Below are 25,551 nucleotides of genomic sequence, written 5' to 3'. Positions count from 1 at the left end.
TGCCATGCCCGCCGAGCTTTCCCCCATCGACAAGGCGAAATTCGCCGCCGCGCGCCGTGCCGTCGATTTCGTCGAAGACGGGATGAAGGTCGGTCTGGGCACCGGCTCCACCGCCGCCTGGATGGTGCGCTGTCTGGGCGAGCGGGTGCGCGAGGAAGGCCTGCGCATCGTCGGCGTGCCGACCAGTTCGCGCACCGCCGATCTGGCGCGGCAGGTGGGGATTTCGGTCGTCGGTCTGGACGAGGCGAAATGGCTTGATGTGACGATCGACGGCGCCGATGAATTCGATGCGCAGCTGCAGCTGATCAAGGGCGGCGGCGGGGCGCTGTTGCAAGAAAAGATCGTCGCCACGGCGTCGGACCGGATGATCGTGATCACCGATGCGTCCAAGGAAGTGGTGAACCTCGGTGCCTTTCCGCTGCCGGTCGAGGTCGTGCCCTTCGGCTGGCAGACCACCCGCGCACTGATCGAGGAAATGCTGATCGCCACCGATGTTCTGGGGCGGCAGACGACGCTGCGGCTGAATGGCACGCAGCCCTACATCACCGATGAGGGTAATTATATCGTCGATCTGCACCTCAACCGCATCGGCAATGCGCGGTCTTTGGCGGTGGCGCTCAACCAGATCCCGGGCGTGGTCGAGAACGGGCTGTTCATCGACATCTGCGACATGGTGATCATTGGCGGCGCCGAGGGTCAGGTCGAGCTGCGCGATATCAACGCGGGCACCGTGGCCCATGAACGGATCGAATTTGCCGATGACGAGAACATCTTCGCCGACCTCGACTGAGACCCGCCCGGATCTGGTGATCCCCGGCCGGTCGGTGCTGCCCTTGGTGATGGGGGCGGTGATCGGGCTGATCGGGGTGGTGCAGATCATCACGCCGATCCTGACGCTGGCGGCCTTCTTCGGCGAAGGGTTCCGCGATGACATGATCCTGAACGCGCTCGTCGGCGCGGTGGGCGCCAGCCTGTGCTTCTATCTGGCCTGGGTGGTGCTTTCCGTGCCGCGTCCGGTGCTGGTCTTCCGCGCCGACCGGGTCGAGATCGGCAAGCTTTTCGGCAAATACGCCACCGTCCCCTATGCCGAGATCACCGGCGAGGGCGCCGCGGCCCCGGCGGGCAAGGCGCCCATGCGCAAGCGTGAATTGTCGGTGCCGGGCTGGGTGATGACGGCCGAGGAAAACGCCGCCTGGCAGGCGGAACTGGCGGCGCGGGCGCCTGCCCTTGCCGGAACGGCGCCGCGGGGCTAAGTCCTGAGGCGCGGCCCTTGCGGTCGCGGCTTGGAAAGGACGGCAGATGGCATTCGATTTCGACCTCTTCGTGATCGGCGGGGGATCGGGCGGCGTGCGGGCGGCCCGTATCGCGGCCGGTTATGGCGCGCGCGTGGCGCTGGCCGAGGAAGATCGGATGGGCGGAACCTGCGTCATCCGCGGCTGCGTGCCGAAAAAGCTGATGGTTTTCGCGTCAAGCATGCCCGCGGCGGTGGCCGAGGCCCGCGCCTATGGCTGGGACGCAAGCCTGGGCGGGTTCGACTGGGGCGCCTTCAAGGGCAAGCTGCATGCCGAACTCGACCGGCTTGAACGCATCTACCGCGCCGGGCAGCAGAACGCGGGGGTGACGGTGCACGACTGCCGCGCCACGGTGAAGGGCCCGCACGAGGTCGAACTGGCCGATGGCCGGGTGATCAGCGCGAAACACATCCTGATTGCGGTCGGCGGGCGCCCCTTCGTGCCGCAGTTCGACGGCGCCGAACATGTGCTGACCTCGAACGACCTCTTTCATCTGCCCGAATTGCCCAAACGCCTCCTGATCGTCGGCGGCGGCTATATCGCGTCGGAATTCGCCTGTGTCTTCAACGGGCTGGGGGTCGCGGTTGCGCAATGGAACCGCTCGCCCCTGTTGCGCAGTTTCGACACCGAATGCCGCGATCTGATCGTGACGCAGATGAAGGCGCGCGGCATCGATGTGCATGAAAACGTGGTGATCGACCGGGTGACGAAGACCGAAACCGGCGTCGTCGCGCATTGCGGCGATGGCCGGTCGCAGGAATTCGATGCCGTGGTCTATGCCACCGGCCGGGTGCCGAACACCGCCGGGCTTGGGCTGGAAACCGCGGGCGTCAAGCTGGCCCCGAATGGCGCGGTGCTGGTTGATGAATGGTCGCAGACCAATGTCCCCTCGATCTTTGCGGTGGGCGATGTGACCGACCGGATCAACCTGACCCCCGTCGCGATCCGCGAGGGGCATGCCTTTGCCGATACGGTCTTTGGCGCGCAACCGCGGATGACAGATCACGATCTTGTCGCCTCGGCGGTCTTCACCCGGCCCGAATTCGGCACTTGCGGGCTGAGCGAGGAAGCCGCCCGCAAGGCTGGCCCGATCGAGGTTTATACCAGCGCCTTCAAGCCGATGCGCTCGGCCTTTGCCGGGGCGGAGGATCGCGTTCTGATGAAACTGATCGTCTGCAAGGACACGCGCAAGGTGCTGGGCTGCCACATCGTGGCCCCCGAAGCGGGCGAGATGATCCAGATGGCGGCCATCGCGATGAAGATGGGCGCGACGAAAGAACAGTTCGACGCCACCTGTGCCGTGCATCCGACGATGGCCGAGGAACTGGTGACGATGCGCGCCCCCACCCGTCATTCCTGAGCGAAGCGGTTGACATTGCGCAAACAATCCCCACTTCGGGGCAAGGACATTCGAAAGAGGACAGCATGACCAACGGAGGACCCTGGGGCTCGGGTGGCGGTGACGACCGCGAGCCGCCGCGCCGCCCCGGCCCGCGCCGGCCCAATGACAGCGCCCCCATTCCCGAAATCGACCAGATCGTGCGCAAGGGCACCGAGCAGTTGCGCGTCCTGATGGGCGGACGCGGCGGCCCCGGCCGCCCCGGCGGCGGCGGGCGCGATGACGGCCCGGCCTTCACGCTGGGCACGATCGCCATCGGCGCGGTGGCGCTGGCCGCGGTCTGGGCCTGGACCTCGTTTTACACGGTGCAGCAGAACGAACGCTCGATCGAGCTGATGTTCGGCAAATACCAGGCCACCGGCAACCCGGGTCTGAACTTCGCGCCCTGGCCCGTCGTGACGAAAGTGGTGATCCCGGTCACCGACGAACGCACCACCGAGGTCGGCACCGGCCGCGCCCGCGCCATCGGCACCTCCGAAAGCAGCGACGGCGTGTTCTCGGCGAACCGCAGCAGCGATTTCGTCACCGATTCCGGGCTGATGCTGACGCGCGACCAGAATATCGTCGATGTCAGCTACCAGATCGTCTGGAACGTTTCGGACCCGTCGAAATTCCTGTTCAACCTTGCCGACCCGGAAGACACGATCCGCGCCGTCAGCGAATCCGCGATGCGCGACATCATCGCGCGCTCGGAACTGGCGCCGATCCTGAACCGCGACCGCGGCGTGATCGCCACCGATCTGCGCGCCGCCGTGCAGGGCACGCTGGACAGCTATCAGGCAGGCATCAACATCGTGCGGGTGAACTTCAACCGCGCCGACCCGCCGCGCGAGGTGATCGACAGTTTCCGCGACGTGCAGGCCGCGCAGCAGGAACGCGACAAGCTGGAGAAAGAGGCCGACGCCTATGCCAACCAGGTGACGGCGGGCGCCCGCGGTCAGGCCGCGCAGCTGGTGCAGCAGGCCGAGGCCTATCGCGCCTCGGTGGTCAACGACGCCCAGGGTCAGGCCGCGCGCTTCATCTCGGTCTACGAGGAATACCGCAAGGCCCCCGATGTGACGAAGCGGCGGATGTTCTACGAAACCATGAGCACGACGCTGGGCGGCGTGAACAAGGTGGTGATCGACGGGCAATCGGGCGCCGTGCCCTATCTGCCGCTCGACCAGCTGCGGCCCGTGCAGACGACGACCGGGGGGGCGAACTGATGAAGGCACAATTCCTGATCCCGATCGGCATCATCGCCGTGGGCCTTGGGCTGTCGTCGATCTACACCGTGGACGAACGCGAAAAGGCGCTGGTGCTGCAATTTGGCGAAGTCACCGCGGCGCGCAGCGAACCGGGGATCGGCTTCAAGATCCCCTTCGTGCAGAATGTGGTGAAATATGATGACCGGATCATCAGCCTGACCACGCAGCCGCTGGAGGTCACGCCGCTGGATGACCGTCGTCTGGTGGTCGATGCCTTTGCGCGCTGGCGCATCGTCGATGCGGTGAAATTCCGCGAAGCGGTGGGCGATGGCGGCGAAAGCTTTGCCAAGAACCGGCTGGACGGCATCTTGAACAATGCGATCCGCGAGATCATGGGCTCGGTGCCCTCGACGGCCGTTTTGTCGAACGACCGCACGGCGCTGATGAACAAGATCCGCGACATCGCGAAACGCGAGGCGAATGCGCTGGGCGTCGATGTGATCGACGTGCGGCTGACCCGCACCGACCTGCCCGAGCAGAACCTGGCCGCGACCTATGCGCGGATGCGGGCCGAGCGCGAACGCGAAGCGGCGGATGAACGCGCGCGGGGCGGCGAAGCGGCGCAGCGGGTGCGGGCCACGGCCGACCGCGAGGTGGTCGAACTCACCTCGGAAGCGCGCAAGCAGGCGGAAATCGTGCGCGGTCAGGCCGATGCCGAACGCAACCGGATCTATGCCGAAGCCTACGGCAAGGACGAAAGCTTCTTCGCCTTCACCCGGGCGCTGCAATTCTATGCCGACAGCCTGAAGCCGGGGTCTTCCTCGCTCGTGACCGAGCCGGACAGCCTCTATTTCGATTATGAGCGCTTCGTGAAATCGCTCGAATCGGGCGGCACCGCCGCGGCGGCCGGGAACTGATGGCGGCGGTTTTCACCGCCTTGGGCCTTGTGCTCGTGATCGAGGGGCTGGCACTTGTGCTGGCCCCTTCGCGCATTGTCGAGGTGCTGGCGCTTCTGGCCAGCCTCGGCCCCGAGGGGCGGCGCCGGATCGGCCTTGCGGCGGTGGCCGCGGGGGTGGGGGTCGTGGCGCTGGTGCATGCCTTCACATGAGCCTCGCGGCGCTCTCACACTGAAGTGACGCCGCGCGACGGGCTTTCCATTGAAAGCCAAAGCCCCTACGCTTTTATAAAGCCCAAGCCGGAACACCGGCCAAGGACCATGGGAGATCCGCATGACCAAGACCGCCCCTTCCCTGACCCCCCCGCGCTTGGCCCCCCAGCGCCTCGCCCCCCCGCGCCTCGCCCGGCCGATCCTGATGGCGGCGCTGCTGTCGACCGCGCTGGCCCTCTCGCCCGTGGCGATGACCCCGGCGCTGGCGGGTCCGGTGCCCGAAAGCTTCGCCGATCTGGTGGTGCAGGTGAAACCGGCGGTGGTGATGATCACCACCTCGACCACGGTCTCGGAACCGGCGGGCGGCATGCCGGGCTTTCCGCCCGGCTCGCCCTTCGAGGAGTTCTTCAAGGAATTCGGCATGCCGAACGGGCCGCAGGGCGGGCCGCAGCGGCAACACCGCGCCGATGCGCTGGGCTCGGGCTTCGTGATTTCCGAAGACGGCTACATCGTGACGAACAACCACGTCATCAAGGGCGAAAGCGGCAATACCGTCGCCGACGAGATCTCGATCGAATTCGCCAATGGCAAGAAGCTCGATGCGAAGATCGTCGGCACCGATCCGAAAACCGACATCGCGCTGTTGAAGGTCGAAAGCAAGGAGCCCCTGCCCTTCGTCAGCTTCGGCGACAGCGACACGATGCGCGAAGGCGACTGGGTGATGGCGATGGGCAACCCGCTGGGTCAGGGCTTCTCGACCTCGGTCGGCATCGTCTCGGCGCGCAACCGCGAACTGTCGGGCACCTATGACGATTACATTCAGACCGATGCCGCGATCAACCGCGGCAACTCGGGCGGGCCCTTGTTCAGCATGGATGGCAAGGTGATCGGGGTGAACACCGCGATCCTGTCGCCCAATGGCGGCTCGATCGGGATCGGCTTTTCGATGGCTTCGAACGTCGTGTCGAAGGTCGTGGGCCAGCTGAAGGAATTCGGCGCCACCCGGCGCGGCTGGCTGGGCGTGAAGATCCAGGACCTGACCCCCGACATGGCCGAGGCGATGAGCCTGCCCGAACCCGAAGGCGCGATGGTGTCGGAAGTGCCCGAGGGCCCGGCGAAAGAGGCCGGGATCAAATCGGGCGACGTGATCATCAGCTTTGCCGGCGCGCCGGTGAAGGACACGAAATCGCTGACCCGCCGCGTCGCCGATGCGCCGGTGGGCGAGGCGGTCGATGTGGTGGTGATGCGCGCGGGCAAGGAAGTGACGCTGCAGGTGACGCTCGGTCAGCGCGAACTGGCCGAAAGCAGCGAGGCGGCGGCGGAGGGCCCGGCCCCGGCGCTGGCGGGCGGGTCGGTGCTGGGCATGGTGCTGTCGCCGATCACCGATGCGATGCGCGCCGAGCTGAACCTGCCCGAGGATCTGACCGGGCTGATGGTGACCGAGATCGACGAGGCCGGGGCGGCTTTCGACAAGGGCTTGCGGCGCGGCGATGTGATCGTCGAGGCCGGGCAGCAGCCGGTGGCCTCGCTCGCTGATCTGCAGGCGCGGGTGGCCGAGGCGAAGGAGGGCGGGCGCAAATCGGTGCTCTTGCTCATCCGCCGCGGCGGCGAGCCGCGCTTCGTGGCGGTGCCGCTGCAATAAGCCATACCGGGCTTTGAGAACACGAACAGGCGCCCTGCGGGGCGCCTTTTCGTCAGGGCGTTTCGAGCCAGGAGACGACGCCCATTTCGCGCGCCGCCCGCAACGAAAGCTCGGCGCTGAGCAGGCCGCGCTGGGTCTGATAGCGGCGGATCGCCTCGCGCGTGGCGGGGCTCATCTGGCCATCGAGCGGTCCGGCATAAAGCCCGCGCACCCACAGCGCGCGTTGCAACACCGCAATGCGCGCGGTGGTCATCTGCGCGGCACAGACCGTGGCGAACCACATCCGCCCCCCGCCCGAGACGATGCGCGCCTGCGTCGTGGTGCGATACCGCGCGGGGTTGGTGACGGCGCCGGTCTTCGGATCGCGTTCTTCGGGGTCGACCAGCACATGTTCGGTGACCGTCTCGACGATGGCGGGGCGGCGTTCCTCGGTGAAACAGCCCTTCGCCTCGGGGCCGGGGCGGGATTTGAGCCATTCGCCCGCCAGCGAATTGGCCGGCGGGGCGATGATCGGCGCGGGCTCGGGGACGGGTCTGTCCTGACCTGGCGGGGCCTCTGCCCCGGTGCAGCCCGCCAGCACCGCGCATACTGTCAGCAGGGCAAGGGGCGGGCAAGGCAGGGAAAAGGTCATGGCGGGTCCGGGTCGGTGTCGGCGCGACCATAGCGGCTTTGCGATGCGGGGCAAAGGGGGCGCGCGGGGCAGCAAGGATGCGGCCAAGCGGCTCTGGCAAAGCGGGCGCCTTTGTCCTAAAGGGAAAGCGGACCAGCGCAGCCACAGGCACACGAGGATTTCATGGCGAAGATCATCTTCATCGAACACAACGGCACCCGTCACGAGGTGGAGGCGAAACCGGGGCTGACGGTGATGGAAGCCGCGCGCGACAATGGCGTGCCGGGCATCGACGCCGATTGCGGCGGCGCCTGCGCCTGTTCGACCTGCCATGCCTATGTCGATCCGGCCTGGGTGGACCGGCTGCCGAAACCCCTGCCCACCGAAACCGACATGATCGACTTCGCCTATGAGCCGAACCCCGCGACCTCGCGGCTGACCTGCCAGATCAAGGTCACGGCGCTGCTCGACGGGCTGGTGGTGCATCTGCCCGAAAAGCAGATCTGACCGCCCGCGTCGGGAGGGGATTTCACCCCGGCAGGGCCGGGGCGACCCGGGCGGGGGCTCCGCCCCCGCACCCCCGGCGTATTTGCACCAGGAAAAGCCAAAGCCGCCTTTGCGACAGGGATCGGGATGCGCCCCCCCCTGCCCTTTAACCTTGGCGAAAATATCCCGGGGGTCCGGGGGCGGAGCCCCCGGCGGGTCGCCGCGCCTGCGCGGCGAAATCCCGCCCCCCGCAAGCGCCAGGGCGGGATGACGGCGCCCCGGCGCAATTGCGACAAGCCGCCTGACGCTTTTTGACGATCCGCGGTCGCATCCCGGCAGGCCCCTTGGCGCGGGGCGGGGAATATGTGCTAGACGCCTCCAGGACACCCTCAGGGGGCCGCGAAAGGAACCGGGAATGACCACCTATGTGCTGACCGTGAACTGCCACTCGACCCGCGGGATCGTGGCGGCGATTGCCAATTATCTGGCCGACAGCGGCTGCAACCTGACCGATTCGAACCAGTATGACGACCTGCTGACCGGGCAGTTCTTCATGCGCGTCACCTTCGTGTCGCAGACCGGCGCGACGCTCGACAGCCTCAAGGCGGGCTTCGAGCCGGTGGCACGGGAATTCGACATGGAATGGGCGATCCATGACGCCGAGAAAAAGGTCAAGGTCCTGCTGATGGTCTCGAACTTCGGCCATTGCCTGAACGACCTGCTTTACCGCTGGCGCATCGGCGCGCTGCCGGTCGAGATCGTCGGCGTCGTCTCGAACCACATGACCTATCAGAAGGTGGTGGTGAACCACGACATCCCCTTCCACCACATCAAGGTGACCAAGGAGAACAAGCCCGAGGCCGAGGCGCATCTGCTGGATGTCGTCGAGGAATCCGGGGCCGAGCTGGTGGTTCTGGCGCGTTACATGCAGATCCTGTCGGACAAGCTCTGCCAGAAGATGTCGGGCAAGATCATCAACATCCACCATTCCTTCCTGCCCAGCTTCAAGGGCGCCAACCCCTACAAGCAGGCCTATGAACGCGGCGTGAAGCTGATCGGGGCGACCTCGCATTACGTCACCGCCGATCTGGACGAAGGCCCGATCATCGAGCAGGAAACCGTCCGCATCACCCATGCGCAAAGCCCCGAGGATTACGTCAGCCTTGGCCGCGATGTCGAAGCGCTGGTGCTGGCCCGCGCGATCCACGCCCATGTGCAGCATCGCGTTTTCATCAACGGCAACAAGACCGTGGTCTTCCCGGCCTCGCCCGGCGGCTATACCTCCGAGCGGATGGGCTAAGCGGCGGGCCAGAGCCGGGGCCCCCTCGGAGAACGGGGGGCGCCGCCCCCCCCCGAGGGACGGCGTTCACAGCGGTTGTGCCGCTGCGCCGCGACATCGAGGCCGAGGCGCAGCGGCGGTTTCATGGTCGCTGAAAGCGGCCGCGCGGCGCCAGATCGCGGATCAACAGACGCGCCTCGGCGGGCGGGGCCTGTTCCAGCCGCAGGTAGTTCGACCCGTCGCGGTCGCGGCGAAACAGACCCAGATCGACCAGATCGCGCCGCAAGATCGCCGGGTCGCCGAAAAGATGCAGCGCCTTCAGCCGCTCGCCGATCTCGCGCTCGGACATCGGCGTGGCCGCGGGCAGCCGCGCCCAAAGCGCCCAAAGACACAGGATCTGCTGCGCCCGCTTCGAGGGCCAGCGCGCCAGCCGCCCCTCGGTATCGAAATACCCCGCCACCTTGGCGATGCGGCGCAGATCGACCGGCACAGGTGGGGTCTCGGGCGGGGTCTCGGGCGGCGGTGGCAGCGCGGCATCGGGGTCGACCCCGGCGCGCAGGTGCTGAAAGTTGCGAAACCCCGCCGCCCGCGCCAGCATGTTCATCAGGCTCAGATGCGAGGGGGCCTTGTCCGGCCGGGCGGCCAGCTGTGCGCCCAGGGCGCGGGAAAATTGCGAAAGATCCGCGATGGCTAGCGGAATGGACTGTCTCGGCATGATCGTTCCTCGGGGGCCATTGAACAATCGCTGGTCGCTGACTTGCGACAAGGCCCCGGGAAAGCCGGGTCTGTCACGGAACGCTGGCAGGTTTAGCTTCCCTTGCGGGACAGCGACGCCTCGGTGAACTGCCGACCGTGGGACGCGGGTAACACGAAAGCCGCGGTTTCGCAAGACGGGCGGGAAGGGCTGGGCGACTCGGGCAAAGCGGCGTATCAAGGGGTCGTATCGCAGCACAGGAGGGGTTTTTGTCGGATCTTGCGCGCCTCCGGGCCGGGGCTTTCTGAGCGGGTTTCCCGCCTTTGCCGCGTCCCCCTGAATGTCATCGGCGCTTTCGCGCCTGTCTTTCAGTGTCCTGCGAGGATCATCATGACCGACACTTACCCGCTCGCCGTGCTTGGCTGGGCGTCCGATTTCCTGCGTCAACTCACGCTTGACGAGATTTCCACCCTCACCCCCTGCCGCGTCTCGGCGGTGCATCGCAGCCGGATCGAGGCGCTGGGCGCCGCCGGGCCGCTGTCCCTTGTCCCGCCGCCGGGGCTTTCGACGGCCGAGATCGCCGTGGGCGACTGGGCGCTGTGCGATGGCACGCGGCTGATCCGCCTGCTGACGCGTCGCTCCACCCTTGCCCGCCGCGCGGCAGGCACCGGGGCAGACCGGCAACTGATCGCCGCCAATGTCGACACGCTTTTCATCACCACCTCCTGCAACGCCGATTTCAACCCGGCCCGGATCGAGCGCTATCTGGCGCTGGCCCGCGCGGCCGAAGTCACCCCGGTGATCGTGCTGACCAAGGCCGACGAGAGCCCCGATCCCGCGCTCTGGCAGGCGCAGGCCGAGGCGATCGACCGGCGCGTCGCGGTGGTGACGCTCGACGCCCGCGCCCCGGGAGAGCGGCTTTCCGATTGGGCACGAACGGGGCAGACGGTGGCGCTGCTCGGCTCCTCTGGCGTCGGAAAAACCACGCTTGCCAATGCCTTGACGGGCGAGGCGCAGGCCACCGCGCCGATCCGGGCCGACGACGCGAAGGGGCGGCACACCACCACGGGGCGGCATCTGCGCCCGCTGGCGGCGGGGGGCTGGCTGATCGACACGCCCGGGATGCGCGAATTGCGCCTGAGCGGGGCCGAGGCGGGCATTGCCGCGACCTTTGACGATCTTGATGCGCTGGCGCGGGACTGCCGCTTTCACGATTGCACGCATCAGACCGAGCCCGGCTGCGCCGTGCAGGCGGCGATTGCGGCGGGCGCGGTCGATCCGGCGCGGCTGGCACGCTGGCAAAAATTGCAGCGCGAGGACCGGATCAATTCCGAAACCCTGGCCGAGGCCCATGCCCGCGACCGCGCCTTTGGCCGTCTGACCCGAGGCGCCTTGCGCGACAAGGCCCGGCTGCGGGGGGGGAATGAACAGGCGGGCGGCCCCGCTGAGGCAGGGGCCGCCACCCGCGCCTTCGGCCCTTCCGGCAACCGGGGTGCCGCCGCGGTCCGCGAGGCTCAAACCCTTCCGGCGGGAAGCGATCGGCCAGAGAGTCGGTCGCGATTTCCCGAAGGTCCGCGGCAGCGCCAGAAGGTATTGAGGAATTCGACCCGGACAGGGGTCGGATGGAGCGGGTGACGGGGAATCGAACCCGTGTCTCTAGCTTGGAAGGCTAGGGTCTTACCATTACACAACACCCGCGCTGAGCGCCTCTTACAACCCGCAGCACCGGCTGGCAAGAGCCTGGCGCAAGACCGCACAGCCCCGCGCCCCCTGCGGGAGGCCGAGCGATGCGGCAAATATTAACCATTCGTTAACCAAATTATGCTCCCCTGAGGCCGGAGGAATGGACCTGCATGGGCCGTGCAGGGCGCGGGGGGCCAGCGATGCTCAATGTGCCGGATGACGCAGGAGCCGCCGGGCAGGCCGCTCCCCTTGCCTGTGGCGGCCCGACGTCGCCCGTCGTGATTGATTTCGACGCCGCAGGCCGGATCACCGCGCTGGCCGATCACCGCGGCCTGCTGACCCGCGCGGCCTCCGGGCCAGACGGCGCCCTGCCCCATGGCACCGCAGCCGACCCCGTTCCGCCGCTGGGAACGGCCCTGCCCGATCTGTTCGACCCGGCAAGCCGCAGGGCTCTGGCCGCATGGCTCGCCTCGGCGCAGACCGCGGCCACCTTGCGCCTTGTGCTGGCCGCCGCGCCCGGGACCCCGCCCCTGCCCTGCGATCTGACGCTGCTGCGGCTCGACCCCGCCCGGCCCGGCCGCGCCACCCTGACCGAAACGCCCGCCAGCCTGCAAGCCGACCCGGGCCGGAGCGCTGCCTGCCCTTGTCCTGACGAGGACCGGCAGGGCAGCTGGGCCTGGAACGTGCAGACCGGCGCGGCCGAGTTCGACGACCGCTGGGCCGCGATCGCCGGATACCGGCTGGCCGAACTGGCCCCGCTCAGCATCCAGACCTGGCTGCAGCTGTGTCACCCCGACGATCTGGCCCGCGCGAACCACGAGCTGCAACGCCATTTCGCCGGCGAAACCGAATGGTACGAGACCGAGCTGCGGGTGCGCCACAAGAGCGGCCGCTGGATCTGGGTGCGCGATCTCGGCCGGTTGCTGGGCCGCGACGCCAACGGCCGGCCGGACCGGATGCAGGGCCTGCGCCGCGACATCGACGCCCGAAAAACGCGCGAGGGGCAGCTGCGCCGGGCGCAGGGGCTTTTGGAAAAGGCCGGGGCGCTGGCGGGCTTCGGCTGCTGGGAACTCGACATCCGGACCCAGGAAATCTACTGGTCCGACGAGACCTGCCGCATCCATGGCGTCCCGCCGGGCACGGTGCCGCCGCTTGACAAAGCGATCGACTATTACGCCCCCGAGGCGCGGCCGCTGGTCGCCGCCGCGGTCGAGGCGGGGATGCGCGACGGCACCCCGTGGCAGTTCGAGCTGCCGCTGATCCGCGCCGATGGCAGCCGGATCTGGGTGCTGTCGCTGGGCGAGGTGCAGTTCGAGGACGGCCAGCCGGTGCGGATCGTCGGGGCGCTGCAGGACATCACCGCGCGCAAGGAAAGCGAACGGCGGCTGGCCGAGGCGGCCGAGGAAACCCGGCTTGCGCATGAGCGGCTCAACACCTTGGCCGACAACACGCCGGGGGCGCTTTTCGAGCATCGCGAACATCCTTCGGGCCGGGTCGACCTGCCCTATTTCAGCGCCCGCCTGCCCGATCTTCTGGGCGTCGATCGCGCCGTGATCGAGGCCGATGGCGCCGCCGCCGCCACCAATATCCACCCCGAGGATGCCCCGGCGCTGGCCGAGGCGATCCGGACCTCGCGCGACAGCCTGACGCCGCTCGTCTTCCTTTACCGGCTCAACCATCCCGCGCGGGGGCTGCGGCGGATGCAGCTGTCCTCGATGCCGGTGCGCCAGCCCGACGGGGCGGTGATCTGGTATGGCGCGGTGCTGGATGTCACCGAGCAAAGCGAAATGCAGGCCCGGCTGGCCGAAACGCTGGAAGACCTGCGCCGGGCGCATGAGCGGCTCGACACGATCACGCAAAACGTGCCCGGCGCGCTGTTCGAGATGCGCCGCGACGGCGAGCGGATCTGGTTTCCCTATTTCACCCGCAAATTCGCCGAACTGCTGGAGGTCGAGGAAGCCGAGATGGCCGCGGGCGGCGCGCCGGTCTTTCGCAACATCCCGCCCGAGGAATTCGAAACCGTCCGCGCCGCCTTCGCCCGCTCGCGCGAGACGCTGTCGGATCTCGAGGCGCGGCACCGGGTCCGGCTGCCCGGGGGCGGAATGCGCTGGGTCAATCTCTGGGCGGCGCCGCTGGTCGAACCCGATGGCGCCGTGCGCTGGTTCGGCAAGGCGCTGGACATCACCGAGCGGCTGGAAGCCGAGGCCCGGGCCGCCGCCAGCGCCGCGGAGGTGCGACAGGCCCATGCCCGCATCGCCTCGCTGCTGGATCTGGTGCCGGTGGGGCTGTTCGAATATCGGCGCCACCCCGACGGGCGCGACGACTTCCCCTACAGCAGCACCCGGTTCAACGAGCTGGTCGGCCATGACCGTGCCGGGATCGAGGCGCTGGGCGGCGCCCTGCTTGACCGGGTGGTGGCCGAGGACCGCGCCGAGATGCACGAGACCATCGCGCAAAGCGGCCAGACGCTCTCGCCCTGGCGGATGCGGTTTCGCTATGACCATCCGCTGCGCGGGCTGATCTGGCTTTCGGCCGCCTCGACGCCGCATGCCGCGGCCGATGGCACGATCGTCTGGACCGGGGCGCTTTACGACGCCACCGCCGATGTCACCCGCGAGGCCGAGCTGGAACGCGCCTATGCGCTGGCCGACCGGATGCGGCGGGAAAACGAGCATCTGGCGCTGCATGACGGGCTGACGCGGCTGCCGAACCGGCGCTATTTCGACCGCCACATCGAGACGCGGCTGCGCGCGGCGGGCGCGGGCGGTCCGCGCGACTGCGTGCTGATCCAGATCGACCTCGACCATTTCAAGCATGTCAACGACACGCTCGGCCATGAGGCGGGCGATCAGGTGCTGATCCGGGTCGCCGATCTGTTGCGCACCACCCTGCAGGCGGAGGATTTCGCCGCCCGGCTTGGCGGCGACGAATTCTGTCTGGTGCTGGGGGCGGGCAGCGGCGAGCCCCGGGCCCGGGCGCTGGTCGAGCAATTGCGCCGGGGGCTGGACCAGCCGCTGCGCTACCGCGGCCATCCGTGCCGGATCAGCGCCAGTTTCGGCGTGGTGATCGCGACGGACATCACCGAACTGGCCGAGGATCCGCAGCTTTACGCCGATGCCGCGCTCTATCGGGCGAAGGCGGCGGGGCGCAACCGTGTCGAGATCTTCGCCCATGCGCTGGCCGAACAGATGCATCTGGACCGGCAGATGGCGGCGCAATTCCGCCGCGCCTTCGAACAGGACGAATTCGAGCCCTGGTTCCAGCCGCAGCTTCTGGCGGCGGATCTGTCGCTGGCCGGGGTGGAGGTGCTGGTGCGCTGGCGCAATCCGGACCGCGGGCTGCTGGCGCCCGAGGCCTTCTTGCGGGTGGCGCGCGAGTTGCAGATCCTGCCCGAAATCGACCGGGTGATGATGGAAAAGACCGCGCTGCTGCAGGAACGGCTGCTGGCGGCGGGGACGGTGCTGCCGCGGATCAGCTTCAACGTCTGCGCGGCGCGGCTGCGCGATCCGGGGCTGGTGGCGGCGGCGCGACAGGTCGGGCGCGGCCGGACCCGGGTGGCGCTGGAACTGCTGGAAACCATCGACTGGCAGGAGGCGGGCGGCGGCTTTCGCGACACGCTGGCACGGCTGCGCGGCGACGGGATCGAGATCGAGATCGACGATTTCGGCTCGGGGCAGACCTCGATCCTCGGGCTGATGGAGATCCGGCCCGCGGCGCTGAAGATCGACCGGCGCATCGTCGCGGCGCTGCGCCGCGGCGGCCCCGATGCCGATCTGGTGCGCCAGATCGTGCAGATCGCCCGCAGCCTCGGCATCACCAGCATCGCCGAGGGGGTCGAAACCGCAGCCCAGGCCGAGACCCTGCGCGCGATGGGCTGCGACATCTTGCAAGGCTATCTGTTCGCGCCGCCGCTCGACGAGGCGGCGCTGGGCGATTACATGACCCGCCAGCGCGCCCGCGCCGCCGCCGCGGCAGGCGGTGCCTGACGGCGCAGCCCGGCGCCCCGGGCCGGCCGCGACCGCTCAGGCGGCCCGCCCCGGCATCGCAGCCGCGCCGTTGCCGGGGTCGCTTTCGGTTCGGAACTGCGCCACATTCGCCACCAGCGCATCGGCCTCGATCCGCAGCGCGCCCAGCGCGGCATTGGTTTCCTCGAACATCGCGGCGTTTTGCTGTGTCACCCGGTCCAGCTCGCTCGTCGCCTTGGAGATTTCGGCGATGCCCACCTCGGTCTCGCCCACCGCGCCCGCGATATGCTCGATCCGCTCCAGCGCCTCGCGGATCGTGCCGACGATCTGCCCCAGCGCCCCCGCCGTCTGATCGACCATCTCGACCCCGCGGCCCACATCCTGCGTCGCCGTGCCGATGATCTGCGCGATCTCGCGCGAGGCCTCGGAAGAGCGCTGCGCCAGCGCCCGCACCTCCGAGGCGACGACGGCAAAGCCGCGCCCGCTCTCGCCCGCCCGCGCGGCTTCCACCCCCGCGTTCAGCGCCAGAAGATTGGTCTGGAAGGCGATATCGTCGATCACCTGCAACACCCGTTCGATCCGTTCGGAGGATTGGCGGATGCTCTCCATCGCCTCCATCGCCCGCGCCGCGATGCCATTGCCGGTTTCGGCGCGCAGGGAAATCTCGCGCATCCGGTCCTTGGCGTCATTGGCGATCCCCGCCATCGAGCCGATCGAGCCCGACATTTCCTCCAGCGCCGAGGCGGTCTGTTCCAGCATCGCCGCATTCTGTTCGCTGCGCCGCGCCAGATCATTGGCGGCGGTGCTGATCTCGCTGCTCGACCCGTCGATCGTCACCGAAGCCGCCTCGATCGCCAGCACGGTGCGCGCGATGCTGTCATTGGCCGCCTGGACCGAGCGCGCCATTTCGGCAAAGACCCCGACGAAGCCGTCGTGCAGGCGATAGGTCAGGTCGCCCTCGGCCAGATGGCGCAGCGCGACATTGACCTCGGCGATGCCGGCATCGGTGATCTCGCCGATCCGGTTCAGCCCGGCGCAGATCTGGGCCAGCACGCCCGCCTTGTCCTCCAGCGGGATGCGGCGCGAGAAATCGCCCTCGGCACAGGCCGTCACCACCGCGGAAATCTCGGCGGCGATCTGCCGGTCGCGCTCGGCGTCCCGCTGCGCCTGCGCGGCCTCGCGCGCCAGCCGCGCTTCCTTGCCCGCCCGGGCCGCCGCCTCGCGCTGCGCCTCTTGCTGGCGATGCGCCTCGCGGTCTTCCTCGGCCTTGCGGGCGATCTCCTGCCCTTCAAGAATGCTGATCCGGAAACTGTCAAGCGCACGGCCCATCTGCGCCGTCTCGCGCAGGCGCGGCGCGGGCAGGTCCACGTCCAGCTGCCCCTCTGCCATCACCTCCGCCGCCTGCACCAGCGCGCCCACATCCGCCTCGGTCCGCAGCACCGACCGCGCCCCCGTCAGCATCGACACGAGGAGCGCCGCCGCGACAAGACCCCCCACCCCGAGAAAGCCGATCAGCGCCATCTGCGCCCGGGCCGCCGCCGTCGCGGCGATATGGGCGCCGATCTCGGTTTCCAGCTGTTTCATCGCCTCGATCCGCGCCGTCGTCGCCGCGAAAAAGGCCTCTCCGGTCACCCCGCCAGCGTCCTGCGTCTCGGGAAACCGAAAGGCGATGTCGCGCATCCGCGCCAGTTCGGCCGCCGCCGGCAAGTCATTCAGGCGCGTCAGCATGGCCCGATCCTCTGCCGAGGCGAAAGCCTCGAAGAACTGGAACGCCTGCTCCTGCTGGGCCACCATCGCGCGCATCACCAGCAAGGTCGCGGTGTCGAAACTGCCCTTGCGGAACGCCCCCGAGCCCAGCGCGCGTTCCAGCCCGGCCCGTTCCTTGGCGGTCATGAAGGCGGCATAGGAGGTGATGCGGGCATTGACCGTCGCATCGGCGCTGGCACTGGCCACCACCTCGACCAGTTGCAGCACGTCGGCATTCATTTCGGTGTAATAGTCGATCGCCTCGGGCGCGGGGATCTTGCGATCATCGACGGCGGCGCGCAGGGCGGCACTGCGCTCGAAATCGCCCGACAGCTCGGTGATCAGCGCCGCCACCTGCGGCGGCACCCGGTCAAGCCCGATCTTCCCGGCCCGCGCCACCAGCCTCTCGCGCGCCGCATCGGTCTTGGCGCGCTGCGCGATCAGCGTGTCGGGCACCGCGGCCGCCGTGCCGTTCAGGAACAGGCTGGTCATGCCGCGTTCAAGCTGCTGGCCATGCGCCACCGCGGCCGCCGCCTCGGCCAGATCCATCAGCCGCTGCACCTGCCGGGCATCGCCCAGCGCCGTCCAGCGTTCAACGATCAGGAAACACCCGAAGACAAGGGCGAGAAGGGCCGGCATGCCGAGCGTCGTCACCATGACGCGGCGCAGCGAATTCCGGGGGAGAGAGTTTTCCGACATCTGAATGCACCCATTTGCAACCAAGGCGAGCATGGGGCCAGTTCCCTAATCTTTCGCAAAAGTGCGCGGGCCGTGCCGCCCCCGCGTCGGAAAAGCCGGTTTTGCGCAGCGTTTATTGCCTAAAATGCGGCAGACCCGGCCCGAAATACCCGCCAGACAGACCGTCCCAGCACATCCCTGACGAGAGATTCGCCCCCGCCGCAACTGCAAAGTTGACAGACCGGCGCAGTTCGCCCTTGATGGCAGGAAAGATATCTGCCCAACCTCTCTTTGTGGACGCCAAAGGAGCGTCTTTCGATGATTTGGAAACAATCCTCTCCTTCGGACCCTGCCCGCCCGGCCAAGACGCCGCGGCATCGGGACCCAAGCCGGGCCGCCACCGGGACGGTCAACGACCCGCTGGCGGAGATCGACGACCGCTTCGCGGCGCTGGCGGAGATCCTGGCACGGACCGGCGCCGGGGCCGAGGTGCAGGCGGCGCTCGACCGGCTGCGGGTGAGCTGCGCCGAACAGGCGGCGGCGCTGGAGCTGGCGCTGCATCCTGCCCACGGCGGGCTGCACAGCCCGGGCGACCTGCTGCGTCGCCTGCCGGTGCCGGTGCTGCGGCTGAGCCATGCGCTGCGCATCCTCGACTGGAACGCGGCGGCGCGGGTGCTGCTGGGCGACGACGCCAGCGGCGATCATTCCGGGCTGCTGCGCGGTCGGCTGGCGCGGGCGCAGATGCGGGCGCTGACGCAGGCGCTGGATGCGGCGGTCCGGCTGCCCCATGCGGCGGGCCCGGACGAAACCGGCCCCGCGGCGCCGCTGCGGTTGCAGATCATCGGCGCGGACGGGCTGCGGCACAGCTTCACCGCGCATGTTCTGGGCGCCCCGCTTGCCCCGGAAGAGGCCGCGGCAAGCTGGTGGCTGGTGCTGTTTCCCGCCCTGTTCGGCGCTTCGGCGGGCAATCCCGAATTGCTGCGCTTCCTGATCGAAAGCACCACCGATCCGGTCGTGCTGACCGATACCGACGGCCGGGTGGTGATCGCCAACCGGGCCTTTGCCCAGCCCTTCGGCTGCAGCCCCGCCGAGATTCAGGGGCGGCGGCGGGCGCAGTTCATGGATGCGGCGCTGGCGCGGCATCTGGACGGGCTCGAAACCGGGGTGATCGCCAAACGCACCGCGATGGTGGTCGAGGAAGCGGCGCGGACGATCCCCGCTGCGCCAGACAGTTCGGAGCCGGGCAGCGCGGAACCAGGCGGTGCGGGGCTGGCGGATCTGCCCGCCCCGGTGCATCTGCTGACGGAACGCCGCCCGGTCTTCGACGGCGACGGCGGGGTGATCGGCGTCTTCACCCGGTCCCGCGACGTCACCGCGGAGCTGCACAGCCGCGAGGTGGAACGGCTTGCCGACCGGGTGTTCGAGCAATCCTCGGATGCGATCGTGGTCACCGATCCGGGGCTGCGGGTGGTGCGGGCGAATCCGGCCTTCGAAACGATGAGCGGCCTCGGGCTGGCGGGGACGGCGGGGCTGCGGCTGGATGCGCTGATCCGGCCGCGCAACGGCACGCGCTGGCAGGCCGGACAGGCGGTGGACGCGGCCGAGCCCTGGCTGCAGGCGGCGCTGGTCGAGGGCGCCTGGCAGGGCGAGGTGGCGCTGACCAGCCGCGACGCGCGCCAGCTGACCTGCTGGGCGCGGATCACCCGGCTGACCGATGCCGAGGGCACCAATCTGGGCCATGTCGCGATGCTGGCCGATCTGACGCTTCTGCGCCAGACCCAGGCGGACAACCAGCGCATGGCGCAATTCGACCAGTTGACCGGGCTGGCGAACCGCCGCCTCTTGGCCGAACGGATCGACGACTGGATCGGCTTCGCCTCGCGCGCGGGGCAGCCCTTTGCGCTGATGTATCTGGATCTGAACAAGTTCAAGTCGGTGAACGACTCGCTTGGCCACGAGACGGGCGATCTGCTGCTGACGGTGATCGCCGACCGGCTGCGCGCGGCTCTGGGCGAAAACGAACTGGCGGCGCGGATCGGCGGCGATGAATTCGTGGTGCTGATCGGCCATGCCGACGAGGCGGCGGCGCGGGCGCGGGCGGGCGCCTTGCTCGACCATCTGGCGCGGCCGCTGGATCTGCCGGGGCTGCACAATTACCGGCCCTCGGCCTCGGCGGGGATCGCCTGCTATGGCCGCCATGGCGACAGCCGCGATGCGCTTTTGCGCAATTCCGATCTGGCGATGTATGCGGCGAAATCGGACCGCCGGGCGGTGATGGTCTACGAACCCTCGATGGGGGCCGAGGCGCTGCGCGAGCTGGAAACCCGGATGGCGCTGGTCAGCGCGCTGGAAAACGACGAGTTCGAGCTGCATTTCCAGCCGATCTTCGCGCTGGATGACAAGCGCCCGCGCGGCTGCGAGGCGCTGGTGCGCTGGAACCGGCCCGGGCAGGGGCTGGTGATGCCGGGCGCGTTCCTGCCGGTCGCGGCCAAGGCCGGGCTGATGCCCGCGATCGACCGGATGGTGCTGCGCCGGGCGGTGGCGGTGCAGGCGCGCTGGCGCTGGGCGGGGCTGGTCCATGCCGACTGGACGCTGTCGATCAACCAAACCGCCTCAAGCCTTGCCGCGCAGGACTGGGCCGAGGTGCTCGATGCGGCGCTGGTGCGGGTGGGCTGGAAGACCTCGGGCGATGTCGCGCCGCCCTTCGGGTTGCAGATCGAACTGACCGAGGATCAGCTGGCCGTCGACATTCCCGGCGCGATGGAGGCGCTGCAGCGGCTGCGCGCCATGGGGATTGCGCTGGCGATCGACGATTTCGGCACCGGCTATTCCAGCCTGACCTATCTGCGCCGGATGCCGGTGACGACGCTGAAGATCGACGCCAGTTTCGTGCGCGGCATCGAGGCCGATGGCGACGCCCGCCAGATCGTCGAGGCGATCATCGGTCTGGCGAAGAAATTCGGCTTCGTCGCGCTGGCCGAGGGGATCGAAACCGAAGCCGCGCTGCAGACGCTGATCGCGCTTGGCTGCGATTTCGGGCAGGGCTATCTGTTCGCGCGGCCGCTGCCGCAGGCCGCCTTCGAGGCGCGGTTTTTCAAGGCCGATCCGGGTCCGGTCCCCAGCGCCGAGGCGGCCTTGCGCCCCGCGCCCTGACTGCCGCCCCGACCGCCGCCCCTCTGCGGGCCTTCGCCGCAGCGGGCAGTTCCGCGTTGCAATCTGTGCGGGCGTGGCGATGATGGGCACAACCCCACCCTGCCGGACCTGTCCCGTTTCGTTCCGATGTCGCCCCGTTTCGCCGCCCGCCCCCCGCGTCATGCCCGCTGCGCCCCCGGCCGGAGGTCGGCATGAGGTCCGATCTGCTGCTTGATCTGGCCGAGGCGCTGCACACCGACCCCGACCCGCTTGCCCGCTTCCGCGATTTTGCGGCCGATCACGGGGTGAAGGGATTTTTCTATGGTTTCAGCGCCTTTCGCAGCGATGTGGGCGAGTTGGGCTATACGGCGGGGCTGTTTCACCACCATACCTACAGCCCCGAATGGGAACGGGAGATCGGCGTCGGGGCGCTGATCGACAATGACCATTCCATCACCGCCATGGACCATGGCCAGCGCATGGTGGAATGGCTGCCCGACGAGATCGGCCCCTTTCTGGCCACGCTGCCCGCGGCGCAGCGCCGCCAGTTCGAGACGGAACACGAACTGGGCATGACCTGCGGCGCCTCGCTGCTGCTTGACGGCAATCCGCTGGGTTTTTCCGGCATGGGGCTGTGGATCGACACGCCGCCCGAAACCGCCGCCTTCCGCCGCCACTGGGCGGGCGAGGGCGAGCTGCTGACGGCGGCCTCGAACCTGCTGGACGTGGCGGTGCGGGGCGACCGGACGAACCTGCTGGTGCGCCTTTCCCCGCGCGAAATCGACTGCCTGAGCTGGCTGGCCCGCGGGCTGCGCCCGGCCGAAATCTGCTGGCGGCTGAAGATTTCCGAAAAGACCTTCGAAAAGCATATCGCCTCGGCCAAGAAGAAGCTGAAGTCGCGCACCCGCGACCAGGCGCTGGCCAAGGCGGTGCTGCTGCAGCTTCTGCCCTTGTAGCCGATCGGCAACATGGGGAAATTCCCCCAGTTCCCCGCGCCGCCCGGCTTTGCTATGCCATCCGCGATGGGGCGGAGAGAGTGGCTCCTCCCCATCGCCTTTTCCGGGGACCCTGTTGATTAACCAATGACTTTTTCGCATCCGTCGGCCCTGCCCGATGGTCGCATCGGCAGAAGCAGCACAGGAGGGATGAGCCTCGCATCCCTTGCGCCGCCGCCCGGTCGGGCGGATGGTGCAGCCTTGTGCGGGTGCTCTCACCGCTCACAGGTCGGCCATCGGCAGTGGCGCGGGGCGCTCCACTTCGCCGCGCCGGGGCGCGACGACCACCGCAGCAGCGGCGGGCCGGGCTGACAGATACCGAAACACTCCCCGCAAAGACCGGACCGTGCCGATGATGCAGCTGTCTTAGCAACAGCGCCCCCGCGGATTCCACTGGGGAAAAATCCCCATGCGGCAAAGCTGCCGCCCCAGATGCGGCAGCGCCGCCGCAGCCCCGGGTTCAGACCGGCAGGCGCCGGTGCGCGGTGGCACTGCCAAGGCCCAGCGCAAGCACCTCGCGGCGGCGCAACAGCGGCAGGGCGCGGCCGCCATAGGCCCGCTCGACCGGGGCCAGACCCAGAAGCCCCGGGGCCAGCGCCGGAAAGCGGCGCAGCAGCGCGCAACGATCCCCGGGCGAGAGCGCGGCACAGGCCATCGGCCCGGGCCAGAGGCTTTCCGCCCAGATCCCCTCGGCGCGCAAAAGCGCATGGGCGGGCAGCAGCAGATGGTGATAAACGATCGCCGCGCGGCCGGGCAGCGCCCGCGCCAGATCGGGGGCGGCCTCGGCCAGATGGGCGGCCCGGACCAGCGCCCCGCCGCAAGCCAGGCCATGCTGCGCCGAAAGCCGCAAGGCCCGCAGATTGCCCAGGGCCCCTGCCCGCAGCTCGACCGGGCGCAGCACCGGCCGCGCCGCCATCTCGGCCGGGCTGACCCGGCGCTGCGCCCGCCACAGCACCGGCTGCACCCCGTGATCGCGCGTCACCACCAGATCGCCCGCCCCGATGGCCTCGATCGGGCGGGGGCCGTCGGGGGTGTCGATCCGCGTGCCCGCCGCATAACAGGGCACCCCCATCGCATGCAGCTGCGCCACCGAACTGACGCTGGAGGGGCTGACCCCGGTCAGCACCAGCTGCTCGCCCGAGGGGAAGGTCAGCACCGCAAAGCCCTGCGGATCGACGCCCACCACCACGTCGCGCGCGATGACCTGCCCGCCCGGGCCGCTGCCGCCGGTCAGCCCCGAGGTGTCAAGCTGGTCGGTCGTCTGCCAGCCGTTCGGGGTGAAATCGAAATCGCTCAGCGTGTCGGTGCCGCCGCCCGCGCCCAGCACGATCTCGTCAAAGCCGGTGCCGCTGGTCAGGCTGTCATTGCCCAGCCCGCCGATCAGCGTGTCATTGTCGGAGCCGCCGATGACCGTGTCGGCGCCATCGCCGCCATCAAGCCGGTTGGCGCCCGAAATCGCGTTCAGATAATCGTTGCCCGCGCCCCCCGAAAGCGTGTCATTGCCGGTCCAGCCGGTCAGCAGATCGTCGCCCAAGCCCCCCGAGACGCAATCGTCGCCCTCGCCGCCCGAAAGCGTGTCGGCGCCGCCCCCGCCGGTCAGCGTGTCGTTGCCCGCATCCCCCACCAGATGATCGGCGCCGCTGCCGCCGGTCAGGCTGTCATCGCCGGTGCCGCCGTTCACCGTCACGCCGCCCGTGGTCGCGGCCGCGTTCACCGTGTCGGAAAGTGTCGAGCCCTGGATCCATTCGATCTGGGTGAAGCTGCCCGAGCCGCCGCCCGAAAAGCTGTAACTGCCCGCCTCGTTGCCCGAGAAGGTGACAGAGACGCCGGTCAGCGCGCCTGTCGCGTCGAAGGCGATGAAATCGCTGTCGATGCCGGTTTCGCCGCCGATGATCAGGTCGGTGCCGTCGCTCCGGCGGACGAAGATGTAATCCGCGCCGCCGCCGCCCGAGATCGTGTCATTGCCCGCCCCGCCCTCGAGCGAGTCATTGCCAGAGCCGCCGGTGATCAGGTCATTGCCGCCCCAGCCCAGCAGATAGGCGCCATTCGCATCGAGGCTGGCGTTGATCGTATCGGCGTAATCGGTGCCCGAAATCCCCTCGACGGTATTGAAGACGCCCGCGCCGGTCGTGCCGACGAAATCCCAAGTGCCGGAATCGCTGCCGCTGAAGCTGACGACCACGCCCTGGGTCGAGGTGTAGTTGCCAAAGCCGATCCAGTCGAAGTCGGTGCCGCCGTCGACATTGTCGTAATTGTGGTCATCGACGATGATGAAAAGATCATCCCCGGCGCCGCCGATCAGGGTGTCATCGCCCACCCCGCCGGTCAGCGTGTCGTTGCCCTCGTCGCCCCAGATCTGGTCGTTGTCGCCCCCCCCGTTCAGGCTGTCGTTACCCGCGCCGCCGTGGATGCTGTCGGCCCCCGCCTCGGTCGCATAGGAGCCGAAACTGTCGTTGCCATCGCCCATGTCGATGGTGTCATTGCCCGCCCCGCCGGTAGCGGTGTCATTGCCCGCCCCGCCGTAAAGCGAATCCGCCAGCGTGCCGCCGGTGATCGTCTGCGCCAGCGCGGAATCGGTCGCGGGCGCGTCGATCGCGGCATAAAGCGGCCAGGAGCCCGTGGCGGTCGTCTCGACATAGGTGGTGATCTGGAAGGTCACGCCGGGCGGAATTTCCCCGTCGGCGATCAGCCCGATGCGGCTGCCGCCGCTGGTGCCGCTCCAGACGTCCCAGACATGCAAGGTGGTGCCGTCGGGCAGGGTGAAGGTCGCCTCCCAGCCGACGCGCAGCGGGCCCGAATAGAGCGTCGTGCCCGCGGCATTGGTGACGGTGCCGGTCTGCAGGCTGGCATCAAGGCTGCTGCCCGCCGCGCCCGACAGGGTGGAATCGTCATCGGTGACGGTGAAGGTGATCGCATCGGTGGGGGCGCTGAAGGTCGAGCGGATGCGGAAGGTCGCGCCCACCGCGGGCGCGCCACTCACCGGCACATAGTCGGAGAAATTGTATCCCGTGAAGGTGTAGCTCGTCACCTCTGCCCCGCTGCGCACCACCGCCTGTCGGCAAGGATCGCACGGTTAGGCGAATGATTCCTGAATTCAAAGGCATAACTGCCCCGCATTTTAGATGTTGCAGCGGACCGGAAGGCGGGGCGAAGTTGCGCTGAATCAGGGCGCGCGGCGGCGCGGCGTGATTGACTGGATCAAAAGGGAGGTGTGCGATGCGTGCGATACTGATCGGATGTGCGGGGGCGATGGCGCTGGTGGCCTGTGGCGGGCCGGTTGATCTGGGCGCGCCCGCGGCCTCGCGGGATTACGCCGACTATTGCGCGGGCTGCCACGGCGCGGGCGGCGAGCCGGGCCCGATCGCGCAGGAATTGAAGCTGCATCCGGTGTCGCTGGCCGATCTGACGATGATGAACGACGGCAACTTCCCCGGGGCGCGGGTGATGTCGAAGATCGTCGGCCACCGCGAACATGGCGAGATGATCGGGGCCGAGGCGGGCGACATGCCGCCCTTCGAGGCGCTGCTCGACGGGCCGGTGGTGCTTTACGACAGTGGCGACGGCATCCAGACCCCGACGCCCATCCGGCTGGTGCGGCTGATGGAATATATCAAATCCATGCAGCAATGACGAAAAAGGGCGCCCTTGCGGGCGC

18 protein-coding genes and 1 tRNA gene are annotated in these 25,551 nt (G+C 68.7%); 14 read left to right on the top strand and 5 right to left on the bottom strand.

The genetic code is table 11. From position 1 onward, the window contains the following. The first annotated feature begins 4 nt into the window (after positions 1-4). From rpiA to ACTTAG_RS05630, 7 genes are all read left to right on the top strand, one after another. A complete protein-coding gene (gene rpiA / locus ACTTAG_RS05660) occupies positions 5-790 on the top strand; it encodes a ribose-5-phosphate isomerase RpiA (protein WP_444464557.1) in 786 nt (261 codons plus the stop codon). After that, positions 759-1,253, top strand: coding sequence for a hypothetical protein (locus tag ACTTAG_RS05655; RefSeq protein ID WP_444464556.1), 495 nt, complete (start codon positions 759-761; stop codon positions 1,251-1,253). Before rpiA ends, ACTTAG_RS05655 begins: the two co-directional genes overlap by 32 nt. Before the next feature lie 46 nt (positions 1,254-1,299). Further along, complete coding sequence (gorA, locus tag ACTTAG_RS05650) at positions 1,300-2,652, top strand: glutathione-disulfide reductase (RefSeq protein ID WP_444464555.1); 1,353 nt, start codon at positions 1,300-1,302, stop codon at positions 2,650-2,652. Positions 2,653-2,717: 65 nt separating this feature from the next. Next, positions 2,718-3,896, top strand: coding sequence for an FtsH protease activity modulator HflK (gene hflK / locus ACTTAG_RS05645; protein WP_444464554.1), 1,179 nt, complete (start codon positions 2,718-2,720; stop codon positions 3,894-3,896). Beyond that, complete coding sequence (hflC, locus tag ACTTAG_RS05640) at positions 3,893-4,795, top strand: protease modulator HflC (protein ID WP_444465203.1); 903 nt, start codon at positions 3,893-3,895, stop codon at positions 4,793-4,795. Before hflK ends, hflC begins: the two co-directional genes overlap by 4 nt. Beyond that, positions 4,795-4,986, top strand: coding sequence for a DUF2065 family protein (locus ACTTAG_RS05635; RefSeq protein WP_444464553.1), 192 nt, complete (start codon positions 4,795-4,797; stop codon positions 4,984-4,986). The genes hflC and ACTTAG_RS05635 overlap by 1 nt, the downstream gene beginning before the upstream one ends. A 121-nt stretch (positions 4,987-5,107) precedes the next feature. Continuing rightward, positions 5,108-6,628, top strand: coding sequence for a DegQ family serine endoprotease (locus ACTTAG_RS05630; RefSeq protein ID WP_444464552.1), 1,521 nt, complete (start codon positions 5,108-5,110; stop codon positions 6,626-6,628). A 52-nt stretch (positions 6,629-6,680) separates the two neighbouring features. On the opposite strand, the gene ACTTAG_RS05625 is transcribed toward ACTTAG_RS05630, so the two are convergent. Then, a complete protein-coding gene (locus tag ACTTAG_RS05625) occupies positions 6,681-7,259 on the bottom strand; it encodes a peptidoglycan-binding domain-containing protein (RefSeq protein WP_444464551.1) in 579 nt (192 codons plus the stop codon). 162 nt (positions 7,260-7,421) lie between these two features. Here ACTTAG_RS05625 and fdxE point away from each other — a divergent pair, with 162 nt between their 5' ends. Together fdxE and purU are read left to right on the top strand one after the other, a co-directional pair. Beyond that, on the top strand, positions 7,422-7,745 hold the full coding sequence (fdxE, locus tag ACTTAG_RS05620) for a ferredoxin FdxE (RefSeq protein WP_444464550.1): 324 nt from the start codon (positions 7,422-7,424) through the stop codon (positions 7,743-7,745). A 394-nt stretch (positions 7,746-8,139) separates the two neighbouring features. Next, the gene (gene purU, locus ACTTAG_RS05615) at positions 8,140-9,024 is read left to right on the top strand and encodes a formyltetrahydrofolate deformylase (protein WP_444464549.1); all 885 of its coding nucleotides are present in this window, start codon (positions 8,140-8,142) and stop codon (positions 9,022-9,024) included. Between the two features lie 121 nt (positions 9,025-9,145). Here purU and ACTTAG_RS05610 read toward each other — a convergent pair whose 3' ends face one another. Next, the gene (locus ACTTAG_RS05610; RefSeq protein WP_444464548.1) at positions 9,146-9,718 is read right to left on the bottom strand and encodes a DUF2087 domain-containing protein; all 573 of its coding nucleotides are present in this window, start codon (positions 9,716-9,718) and stop codon (positions 9,146-9,148) included. 369 nt (positions 9,719-10,087) lie between these two features. Between ACTTAG_RS05610 and rsgA the strand changes: the two genes are divergently transcribed. Beyond that, complete coding sequence (rsgA, locus tag ACTTAG_RS05605) at positions 10,088-11,332, top strand: ribosome small subunit-dependent GTPase A (RefSeq protein ID WP_444464547.1); 1,245 nt, start codon at positions 10,088-10,090, stop codon at positions 11,330-11,332. On the opposite strand, the gene ACTTAG_RS05600 is transcribed toward rsgA, so the two are convergent. Next, a tRNA-Gly gene (locus ACTTAG_RS05600) sits at positions 11,321-11,395 on the bottom strand. The two genes, rsgA and ACTTAG_RS05600, sit on opposite strands and share 12 nt — an antisense overlap. Positions 11,396-11,580: 185 nt before the next feature. Here ACTTAG_RS05600 and ACTTAG_RS05595 point away from each other — a divergent pair. Further along, positions 11,581-15,366, top strand: coding sequence for a PAS domain-containing protein (locus tag ACTTAG_RS05595; RefSeq protein ID WP_444464546.1), 3,786 nt, complete (start codon positions 11,581-11,583; stop codon positions 15,364-15,366). Between the two features lie 36 nt (positions 15,367-15,402). Here ACTTAG_RS05595 and ACTTAG_RS05590 read toward each other — a convergent pair whose 3' ends face one another. After that, positions 15,403-17,730 (bottom strand): methyl-accepting chemotaxis protein, encoded by a 2,328-nt coding sequence (locus ACTTAG_RS05590; protein WP_444464545.1) that lies wholly within the window; start codon positions 17,728-17,730, stop codon positions 15,403-15,405. 357 nt (positions 17,731-18,087) lie between these two features. Between ACTTAG_RS05590 and ACTTAG_RS05585 the strand changes: the two genes are divergently transcribed. Together ACTTAG_RS05585 and ACTTAG_RS05580 are read left to right on the top strand one after the other, a co-directional pair. Beyond that, positions 18,088-20,922, top strand: a complete 2,835-nt coding sequence (locus ACTTAG_RS05585) for a sensor domain-containing protein (RefSeq protein WP_444464544.1) — start codon at positions 18,088-18,090, stop codon at positions 20,920-20,922. A gap of 191 nt (positions 20,923-21,113) precedes the next feature. Then, entirely contained in the window at positions 21,114-21,857 is a 744-nt protein-coding gene (locus tag ACTTAG_RS05580; RefSeq protein ID WP_444464543.1) for a helix-turn-helix transcriptional regulator, read from the top strand. A 499-nt stretch (positions 21,858-22,356) separates the two neighbouring features. Here the strand turns inward: ACTTAG_RS05580 and ACTTAG_RS05575 are convergent, their stop codons facing one another. Further along, positions 22,357-24,924, bottom strand: coding sequence for a Hint domain-containing protein (locus tag ACTTAG_RS05575; RefSeq protein WP_444464542.1), 2,568 nt, complete (start codon positions 24,922-24,924; stop codon positions 22,357-22,359). Positions 24,925-25,112: 188 nt separating this feature from the next. Between ACTTAG_RS05575 and ACTTAG_RS05570 the strand changes: the two genes are divergently transcribed. After that, entirely contained in the window at positions 25,113-25,526 is a 414-nt protein-coding gene (locus ACTTAG_RS05570; RefSeq protein ID WP_444464541.1) for a c-type cytochrome, read from the top strand. Positions 25,527-25,551: the final 25 nt, after the last annotated feature.

The sequence above is a fragment of the Rhodobacter capsulatus genome, assembly GCF_052363185.1.
Classification (GTDB): Bacteria; Pseudomonadota; Alphaproteobacteria; order Rhodobacterales; family Rhodobacteraceae; genus Rhodobacter; species Rhodobacter capsulatus_E.
Note: the sequence above shows the minus strand (reverse complement) of the source record. Positions and strands in the feature narration are given on the sequence as shown.

What these genes read in the sequence shown, in the direction of transcription:
- rpiA (WP_444464557.1), top strand. Translation starts at nt 5, where the DNA reads ATGCCCGCCGAGCTTTCCCCCATCGACAAGGCGAAATTCGCCGCCGCG.
- ACTTAG_RS05595 (WP_444464546.1), top strand. Translation starts at nt 11,581, where the DNA reads ATGCTCAATGTGCCGGATGACGCAGGAGCCGCCGGGCAGGCCGCTCCC.
- ACTTAG_RS05570 (WP_444464541.1), top strand. Translation starts at nt 25,113, where the DNA reads ATGCGTGCGATACTGATCGGATGTGCGGGGGCGATGGCGCTGGTGGCC.
- ACTTAG_RS05610 (WP_444464548.1), bottom strand. Translation starts at nt 9,718, where the DNA reads ATGCCGAGACAGTCCATTCCGCTAGCCATCGCGGATCTTTCGCAATTT.
- rsgA (WP_444464547.1), top strand. Translation starts at nt 10,088, where the DNA reads ATGACCGACACTTACCCGCTCGCCGTGCTTGGCTGGGCGTCCGATTTC.
- ACTTAG_RS05630 (WP_444464552.1), top strand. Translation starts at nt 5,108, where the DNA reads ATGACCAAGACCGCCCCTTCCCTGACCCCCCCGCGCTTGGCCCCCCAG.
- ACTTAG_RS05585 (WP_444464544.1), top strand. Translation starts at nt 18,088, where the DNA reads ATGATTTGGAAACAATCCTCTCCTTCGGACCCTGCCCGCCCGGCCAAG.
- ACTTAG_RS05635 (WP_444464553.1), top strand. Translation starts at nt 4,795, where the DNA reads ATGGCGGCGGTTTTCACCGCCTTGGGCCTTGTGCTCGTGATCGAGGGG.
- purU (WP_444464549.1), top strand. Translation starts at nt 8,140, where the DNA reads ATGACCACCTATGTGCTGACCGTGAACTGCCACTCGACCCGCGGGATC.
- ACTTAG_RS05655 (WP_444464556.1), top strand. Translation starts at nt 759, where the DNA reads ATGACGAGAACATCTTCGCCGACCTCGACTGAGACCCGCCCGGATCTG.
- fdxE (WP_444464550.1), top strand. Translation starts at nt 7,422, where the DNA reads ATGGCGAAGATCATCTTCATCGAACACAACGGCACCCGTCACGAGGTG.
- ACTTAG_RS05625 (WP_444464551.1), bottom strand. Translation starts at nt 7,259, where the DNA reads ATGACCTTTTCCCTGCCTTGCCCGCCCCTTGCCCTGCTGACAGTATGC.
- ACTTAG_RS05590 (WP_444464545.1), bottom strand. Translation starts at nt 17,730, where the DNA reads ATGCCGGCCCTTCTCGCCCTTGTCTTCGGGTGTTTCCTGATCGTTGAA.
- ACTTAG_RS05580 (WP_444464543.1), top strand. Translation starts at nt 21,114, where the DNA reads ATGAGGTCCGATCTGCTGCTTGATCTGGCCGAGGCGCTGCACACCGAC.
- gorA (WP_444464555.1), top strand. Translation starts at nt 1,300, where the DNA reads ATGGCATTCGATTTCGACCTCTTCGTGATCGGCGGGGGATCGGGCGGC.
- hflK (WP_444464554.1), top strand. Translation starts at nt 2,718, where the DNA reads ATGACCAACGGAGGACCCTGGGGCTCGGGTGGCGGTGACGACCGCGAG.